At 69.8% G+C, this 7934-nt stretch carries 8 protein-coding genes; 4 read left to right on the top strand and 4 right to left on the bottom strand.

The window, feature by feature from the left end; genetic code table 11:
* Nucleotides 1–1003: response regulator transcription factor (locus VFF46_RS28470; RefSeq protein ID WP_325040301.1), on the top strand; the 1003-nt coding region annotated here is incomplete at its 5' end.
* On the opposite strand, the gene VFF46_RS28465 is transcribed toward VFF46_RS28470, so the two are convergent.
* Together VFF46_RS28465 and VFF46_RS28460 are read right to left on the bottom strand one after the other, a co-directional pair.
* Nucleotides 1000–1254, bottom strand: coding sequence for a hypothetical protein (locus VFF46_RS28465; RefSeq protein WP_325040300.1), 255 nt, complete (start codon nt 1252–1254; stop codon nt 1000–1002). The two genes, VFF46_RS28470 and VFF46_RS28465, sit on opposite strands and share 4 nt — an antisense overlap.
* A 169-nt stretch (nt 1255–1423) precedes the next feature.
* On the bottom strand, nt 1424–2764 hold the full coding sequence (locus tag VFF46_RS28460) for a serine hydrolase domain-containing protein (RefSeq protein ID WP_325040299.1): 1341 nt from the start codon (nt 2762–2764) through the stop codon (nt 1424–1426).
* Nucleotides 2765–2821: 57 nt separating this feature from the next.
* Between VFF46_RS28460 and VFF46_RS28455 the strand changes: the two genes are divergently transcribed.
* The gene (locus VFF46_RS28455) at nt 2822–3727 is read left to right on the top strand and encodes an ornithine cyclodeaminase family protein (protein ID WP_325040298.1); all 906 of its coding nucleotides are present in this window, start codon (nt 2822–2824) and stop codon (nt 3725–3727) included.
* Nucleotides 3728–3818: 91 nt separating this feature from the next.
* Here VFF46_RS28455 and VFF46_RS28450 read toward each other — a convergent pair whose 3' ends face one another.
* The gene (locus tag VFF46_RS28450; protein ID WP_325040296.1) at nt 3819–4175 is read right to left on the bottom strand and encodes an NADH-quinone oxidoreductase subunit A; all 357 of its coding nucleotides are present in this window, start codon (nt 4173–4175) and stop codon (nt 3819–3821) included.
* 10 nt (nt 4176–4185) lie between these two features.
* Nucleotides 4186–4941 (bottom strand): hypothetical protein, encoded by a 756-nt coding sequence (locus VFF46_RS28445; RefSeq protein WP_325040295.1) that lies wholly within the window; start codon nt 4939–4941, stop codon nt 4186–4188.
* Nucleotides 4942–5200: 259 nt separating this feature from the next.
* Between VFF46_RS28445 and VFF46_RS28440 the strand changes: the two genes are divergently transcribed.
* Complete coding sequence (locus VFF46_RS28440) at nt 5201–7171, top strand: 2-oxoacid:acceptor oxidoreductase subunit alpha (RefSeq protein WP_325040294.1); 1971 nt, start codon at nt 5201–5203, stop codon at nt 7169–7171.
* Nucleotides 7168–7934 (top strand): 2-oxoacid:ferredoxin oxidoreductase subunit beta (locus VFF46_RS28435; RefSeq protein ID WP_325040293.1); only part of this gene is annotated, 767 nt, incomplete at its 3' end. The genes VFF46_RS28440 and VFF46_RS28435, both read left to right, overlap by 4 nt.

Raw genomic sequence — 7934 nt, 5'->3', positions numbered from 1 at the left:
CGGGTTCGACGCGCGGCGGATGCTGGCGCTGACCCAGTTCATGCTCGGCGAGTGGGACGACGCGTCGGCGACCGCGCGGACGGACGCGATGACGCCGGCGGCGGCCGGGGCGGCGTTGCGGGCGGTGGAGTTCTCGGTCCGCGGCGGGCGCGGCGACACCGCGGTCGCGGAGGAGTTCGAGCTGTCCCGCAAGTGGTGGGACCTGGACATCATGCTGCCGATCATCGGGCTGCAGCCCGCCGTGGACGCGTACCGGGCGCTCGACAAGCCGGCCGCGGCGGAGAAGCTGGTCGCCGACGTGACGGCGTTGTGCGCCGACGTGTTCCAGACCGAGTGGTTCCTCGGGCGGATCCGGTTCGCGACGCTCGGGTTGCAACTGCTGTGCCACCGTGCGGTCGGTGAGCCGTCGGCCGCCGCGGAGCTGGTCGCCCGCGGGGCGGATCTGGTGTCACTCGGTCAGGCGACCGCGGAGAAGGGGCTGCCGCCGGGGCGGTTGATGGGTGTCGAGGGGCTGGCGTGGCTGGCGCGGCTCGAGTCGGAGTGGGACCGGTTGCGCTGGCTGGCGGGGGTGGACGCGCCGACGCCGGAGGAACACGTTGCCGCGTGGCAGCGGACGACGGACGCGTTCGGGTACGGGTACGTGTTCGAGCAGGCGTGGTCGCGGATCCGGTTGTCGGCGGCGCTACGGGCGGCGGGCCGGGTCGCGGAGGCGAACGAGCAGACCGCGCTGGCCGCTGACGTCGGGCGTGAGTTGAGCGCGCGGCCGTTGCTGGAGGAGGCGGGCGGCGGCGAGTCGCACGGCGCGAGTGCTCTGACGTCGCGTGAGACCGAGGTACTGCGTTTGCTCGCCGAGGGACGGACGAACCGGCAGCTCGCGCGGGAGCTGTACATCAGCGAGAAGACCGTCAGCGTCCACGTGTCGAACATCCTCGCCAAGCTCGGCGTCCGCTCACGCACCGAGGCCGCCGCGGTAGCCCGGCGAGACGGGCTGCTCGACGCTTAGCCGTGGCTGCGGCGGTGGGCCGGGTTGTGTGGAAGGTGGCGGGCCCGGGCGCGAGCCAGTTCGTCCGGCTCAGGACGACCGGACTCCGAACGGCCGGACTCGGAACGGCCGGACTCGGAACGGCCGGACTCGGGGCGGTCGGGTTCGGTGATGTCGGCGAAGACCTTGCGGGCGTGCCGCATCCGGGCCACCGCCAGCAGTATCAACCCAGCCGCGGCCACAGCGATCACTACCCAGAGTTGCCAAGACATAGCCTCACCACCACGTACTCGCCCCGTTCCCCCGAGTAATCACCATAGCCCGCAACCCTGCGCTTGGCGACCATGTGTACGCATTCCGTTGAACAGAACGCTTGAAACTCACGCTTGTTGCCAAGCGCAATCACATACGGTGATCAGGCAACGGAAGCTGGAATAACTCTCAGTTACTCCGCGGGGTCAGCCGGCCGCCCCGGAACAGATACCCGGCGCGACCGTCCACCGGGCTCCGGAACGCCAGCACCTCGTGCACACCCCGCTCCGGCTCGGCGGCGATCAGGCGGGACTCGTCGAGCCCGACCAGCCGGGTCCGCCGCGGCTCCGGCAGCAGCGCCCGCGCCTCGTCGCTGACCGCTTCGTCGAGAACCCAGAACTCCCCGTCCTCGACGCTGACCGTCGACTGCTGGAGTACGCCGGTGTAGCGGCCGGTGACCAGCTCCGACAGGACGTCCACCGGCTGCTCGGGCGGCAGCGGCCGGGCGGGCAGCACGATCCCCGTGGTCTCGCGGAGGATGTGCCCGACGAGTTCGTCGTACAGCGCGCCCGTGTCGCCGCCGTTCGTCAGCAGCACGATCGCGACACCGTGTTCCGGGACGAGCCGGAAGAACGCCGACTGGCCGATCGTCCCGCCGTCGTGGCCGTACAGGCCGCCGGCGAAGATCATCCAGCCGAGGCCCCACTGCTCCGCGAATCCGCCGATCGCCGGTACGTCGATCTGCGGCTCCCACAGCCGGTCGATGGTGGCCCGGTCGAGCAGCGTCGCGTCCAGGTACGCGCGGCCGAACGTCAGCAGGTCGCCCGCGCTCATCGCCAGCAGCGACCCGGCGGGCGCCATCGCGTGCACCAGGCTCCACATCGGCGCCGCCTGCACCGGGTCGCCCGGCTGCGGCGCGATGTGCCCGAGCGCGGCGCGGTACAGCAGCGCCTCGTCCGGGATCGTCGCGACGTGCCCGAGCTCGAGCGGTACGGCGATGTGCTCGCGGATCAGCTGGTGGTACGGCTTGCCCCGCAGCACCTCGGCGATCCGGCCGAGCACCACGAAGCCGGAGTTGTTGTACGAGAACCCCGCGCCCGGCGGGATCTCCTGCGGCAGCTCGGGCAGTACGTCGTCGACGAACAGCTCGACCGCGTCGTCGCCGCGGGACGTCGCGGTGAACGCGTCGCCGGAGAAGCCGCTGGTGTGCGTGAGCAGCTGCCGGGGCGTGATCGCCGCGGCGGCGGCCTCGTCGGCGAGCCGGAACCCGGGCAGGTACTCGCGGACCGGCCGGTCCAGGTCCAGCTTGCCGTCGGCAACCAGCTGCATGATCAGCGTGGTCGTCCAGAGCTTGGTGATCGACCCGATCTGGAACACCGAGTCGGTGGTGGCCTCGACGCCGGTGTTCAGGTTCAGGATGCCCGCGGCGGCCGTACTCACCTCGCCGCCGGCCAGCACCGCGACCGAGGCCGCCGGTACGCCGTGCTTGGTGATCAGGTCGGTCAGGTTCTCGTCCAGCCAGCTCTGCACGGTCGTCGCTCCTCGGTAGGCGGTGCTTCAAGGGGGCTTCAGAATATGCTCGGGCGGGTGATCGTGCTCTCCGCCGAAGATGTCCGCCGCGCCGTTGCGATGAGTACGGCGATCGACGCCGTCCGGGACGGGTTCCGGGAGCTCGCGGCCGGGAACTTCGTGCTGCCGCCGCGGCAGATTTTCGGCGACGGCGCGGTGCTGGTGATGTCGGCGTACCACTCCCCGACCGGGACCGCGGTGGTGAAGAAGATCGGGATCGCGCTCGACCAGGTACCGGCGATCCGCGCGACCGTGATCTGGACCGGCGACGGCGAACAGCTGGTCGCCGAGGGCAGCTCGATCACCACGCTCCGGACCGGCGCGGTGGTCGGCGTCGCGACCGACCTGCTGGCGCCCGCCGATGCCTCCCGCCTGACCGTGATCGGCACCGGCGCGCAGGCGCCCGACCAGGTCCGCGCGGTCCTCGCGGTCCGCCCGATCGCGGACGTCACGATCGTCGGCCGTTCCGCCGAGCGGGCCGCCGTACTGGCTCGGGACCTCGCGAAGGAGTTCCCCGACATACGGTTCACGTCCGGCACGGAGCTCGGCGACCCGCAGATCGTCTGCTGCGCCACGTCGTCCAGCACCCCGCTTTTCTCCGCCGACGACCTCCCGGACACCGTCCACGTGAACGCGATCGGCGCCTTCCGCCCCACCATGCGCGAACTCCCCCGCGACCTGTTCACCGATAGCACCGTCGTCGTCGACCAGCGCGAAGCCGCCCTGGAGGAGTCCGGCGAGATCATCGACGCGGTCGAGTCCGGCACCCTCAGCACGAACGACCTGGTCGAGCTGGGCACGGCACTCAGCGCCCCGCCCCCGAAGCGAAGCCGCACGGTCTTCAAGTCGGTCGGCGTCGGCTGCCAGGACTGGGCGATCGCCCACGCCCTGGCTCAGAGGGGGCCTGAGAACTCTGCGCCGTAGCGAGGAGGTGCTCGGTGCGGTGCATCGGCGCGCGGGGGCGAGGTGCCGTGCCGAGTGCCCCGCAGTAGGCGCAGGGTTCTCAGGCCCCCTCTCAGGTCCAGCGCAGGACACCCTTGCGGTAGGCGTACAGGAGGCCGACCGCGACGAAGGCGAGGAAGACGAACATCTCGATCAGGGTGGCGACGCCGAGCGTGCTGAAGATCGTCGCCCACGGGAACAGATAGATCGCGTCGACGGCGAAGATCACGTACAGGTACGCGAACAGGTAGTACCGGATGTGGACCTGCGCCCAGCCCTCGCCGACCGGGTCGACGCCGGACTCGTACGTCTTGAGCTTGCCCTCGGTCGGGTACGTGACGGTGAGCGCCTTGTTCAGCGCGAACGCGCCGATCAGCCCGGCCAGGCCGAGCACGACCACCGCGGCGACGACGCCATAGCTGTCCGACACGAGGCTGAGTCTAGTTCGTGCAGAGCAGGAGAGAGTCGATCGAGACGTACGGGCCGTAGCCGGAGCGGATGTCGGTGACCTGGAGGCGGAGGCGGGTGATGCCGGAGATGTCGTAGTTGAGCCAGCCCTCGGTCTCCTGCTGCATGCGGATCGAGGTGACGGCCGTGGTCCCGTTGTGCAGCGAGACCCGGACCAGCCCGTCGGTCAGGTTGCCGAACCAGTTCCGCGAGTACCGGCAGCCGGTCGAGTCGACCTCGCCCCAGACGTACCCACCCTGGTCGGCCAGCAGGTCGGCCTCGGCCCGCTTCGGACCTTCCTTCGGCGGTACGACGTTGAACTGCGGCTGCCCCGCCCCGCCGACCGCAAGTACGCCCTTCTTGAACAGCCCCCGCCATACGTAGTGCTTGAAGCTGATCGTCGGCGACAGCGCCGCGGCGTACGGCGCCTGCGGCCCGACCCCGATCCGGTACGTCCGGATCGACCCGGGCTGCACCGTGGTGATCGTCACGCTGCCGCCGGTCGAGTACCCGTGCGCGATCTCCTGCCAGCGCTTCTGTGCCGGGATCCACTGGTGCAGCGGGATCCGGGTGCCGTTCGCGGGCGCCGGGGTCAGCGTGCCGACGACGGTGATCACGCCCTTGGTCGCGTCCGTCGTACGAATGCTCGCGATCTTCGCGGTGCGCACCGGTGACGGGACCGCGGACGCGCTCGGAACCGCACAGCCCAGCGCCAGCAGCGTCAGCAGTCCGGCGAGCAGTCGGCGCATGGAACAACTCCCTGAAGTCGCAGTCAGTTGACGCCACCCTGCCGGTTCTCACTCCGGTTCGCAACCGGGCGTTCGCGGAGGGTGAGACCGCCCTTAGCCGATCGAGGCGTCTTGTAACACCGCGTCCCAGGCTGTGGACCACCGGGGCTTCCGCATGGTTCCGTTCTAAGGGCGAACTAATATTGGGGTTATCGCCCTGACTGGGGGGATCGACCTGTCGCCCACGAAGCGGCAGACCGACCCAAGTGCCGACTTGGAGATGAACAGAACAGTGACCATCGAGGTCAAGCAGCTCGACCGCGTGGTGATCCGGTTCGCCGGCGACTCCGGCGACGGGATGCAACTCACGGGGGACAGGTTCACAGCGGAAACGGCGTCGTTCGGCAATGACCTGTCGACGTTGCCCAACTTCCCGGCAGAGATCCGCGCACCAGCCGGAACCCTGCCCGGGGTCAGCTCCTTCCAGCTGCACTTCGCCGATCACGACATCCTGACGCCGGGTGATGCGCCCGACGTCCTGATCGCGATGAACCCGGCGGCCCTGAAGGCGAACCTGAAGGACGTGCCGCGGGGCCGGACGCTGATCGTCGACACCGCCGACTTCACCGCGCGCAACCTGAAGCGGATCGGGTACGACGAGAACCCGCTGGAGACCGGCGAGCTGGACGGCTACCACGTCGTACCGCTGAACCTCACCGGCATGACGGTGGAGTCGGTCAAGGAGTTCGGCCTGTCCCGCAAGGACGCGTCCCGGGCGAAGAACATGTACGCGCTCGGCCTGGTGTCCTGGCTGTTCCAGCGACCGGTCGAGTCGACCATCACGTTCCTGGAGACCAAGTTCGCGAAGAACCCGGCCATCCGGGACGCGAACATCGCCGCCTTCCGGGCCGGCTACAACTTCGGCGAGACCGCCGAGGAGTTCTCGGTCCGGTACGAGGTGAAGCCCGCGCCGATGCCGACCGGGACGTACCGGAACATCTCCGGCAACCTGGCGCTGGCGTACGGCCTGGTGGTGGGCGCGCAGCGCGCGGGGCTGCCGCTGGTGCTCGGGGCGTACCCGATCACGCCGGCCTCCGACGTACTGCACGAGCTGTCCAAGCTCAAGCGGTTCAACGTCACCACGATCCAGGCCGAGGACGAGATCGCCGGTGTCGGTGCCGCCCTGGGCGCGTCGTTCGGCGGGGCGCTCGGTGTGACCACGTCCTCCGGTCCCGGGATCAGCCTGAAGTCCGAGACCATCGGCCTCGGCGTGATGCTCGAGCTGCCGCTGGTGGTCTGCGACATCCAGCGGGCCGGCCCGTCCACCGGGATGCCGACCAAGACCGAGCAGGCCGACCTGCTGCAGGTGATGTTCGGGCGCAACGGCGAGGCACCGCTGCCGGTGCTCGCGGCCCAGTCCCCCGCGGACTGCTTCGCGATCGCGATCGAGGCCGCCCGGATCGCGATCACCTACCGGACGCCGGTGATCGTGCTGTCCGACGGCTACCTGGCGAACGGGTCCGAGCCGTGGCAGATCCCGGTCGTCGAGGACCTGCCGGCCATCGACCCGAACTTCACCACCGCGCCGAACGCGCCCGACGGCAAGTACCTCCCGTACCTGCGTGACCCGGAGACCCTGGCGCGTGCCTGGGCGATCCCGGGGACGGCGGGCCTGGACCACCGGATCGGCGGCCTGGAGAAGGAGGACAAGACCGGGAACATCTCGTACGACCCGGCCAACCACGACCTGATGATCCGTACCCGGCAGGCCAAGGTGGACGCGGTCGCGCGGACCATCCCGCCGGTCGAGGTCGACGACCCGGACGGTACGGCGAAGGTCCTGGTGCTCGGGTGGGGTTCGACGTACGGCCCGATCGGCGCCGGTGTCCGCCGGGTCCGCAAGGTCGGCGGCAAGGTCGCGCAGGCGCACCTACGGCACCTGAACCCGTTCCCGTCGAACCTCGGCGAGCTGCTGAAGTCGTACGACAAGGTCCTGGTCCCGGAGATGAACCTCGGCCAACTGGCGATGCTGCTGCGGTCGAAGTACCTGGTCGACGTCGTCTCCTACGCGCAGGTCCGCGGGATGCCGCTGGGCGCCGCGGAGCTGGCCGAGGTGATCGGCAACCTGGTCGAGGAGACCGCGGGCATCGACGACGACGCCCGGCACCTCGGCACCGCGGCGGCCGCCCTCAAGCACGGCGAGGCACTCGCCGACCAGAACGGCCACCTGAACCCGGAGGGAGCACGATGAGCGCCGTAGAGCTCGGCATGCCGAGCCTGCCCGACGGCCTGCGGAACGTCCCGCCCGCGACCGAGCCGCAGAACCGCAAGGAGTACGTGTCGGACCAGGAGGTCCGGTGGTGCCCCGGCTGCGGCGACTATGCCGTACTCGCGGCCTTCCAGGGGTTCCTGCCGGAGCTCGGGATCAAGCGCGAGAACGTGGCGATCGTGTCCGGGATCGGCTGCTCGTCCCGGTTCCCGTACTACCTGTCGACGTACGGCATGCACTCGATCCACGGCCGCGCGCCGGCGATCGCGACCGGTCTGGCGACCGCGCGTCCCGATCTGAGCGTCTGGGTGGTGACCGGTGACGGCGACGCGCTGTCGATCGGCGGCAACCACCTGATCCACACGCTGCGCCGGAACGTGAACCTGAAGATCCTGCTGTTCAACAACCGGATCTACGGGTTGACCAAGGGCCAGTATTCGCCGACCTCGGAGCCGGGCAAGGTGACGAAGTCGACGCCGATGGGCTCGGTGGACAACCCGTTCAACCCGGTCTCGCTGGCGCTCGGCGCGGAGGCCACGTTCGTGGCGCGGACCGTCGACTCGGACCGCAAGCACCTCACGTCGGTACTGCGCGCCGCTGCCGAGCACCGTGGTACGGCGTTCGTGGAGATCTACCAGAACTGCCCGATCTTCAACGACAACGCGTTCGAGGCGTTCAAGGACCCGGAGACCCGGGACGACGCGATCATCCCGCTCGTCCACGGCGAACCGATCCGCTTCGGCAC

The sequence above is a fragment of the Kribbella sp. genome, assembly GCF_035655035.1.
In the GTDB taxonomy this organism is placed as follows: domain Bacteria; phylum Actinomycetota; class Actinomycetes; order Propionibacteriales; family Kribbellaceae; genus Kribbella.
This window is presented reverse-complemented; position numbering and strand designations above follow the sequence as displayed.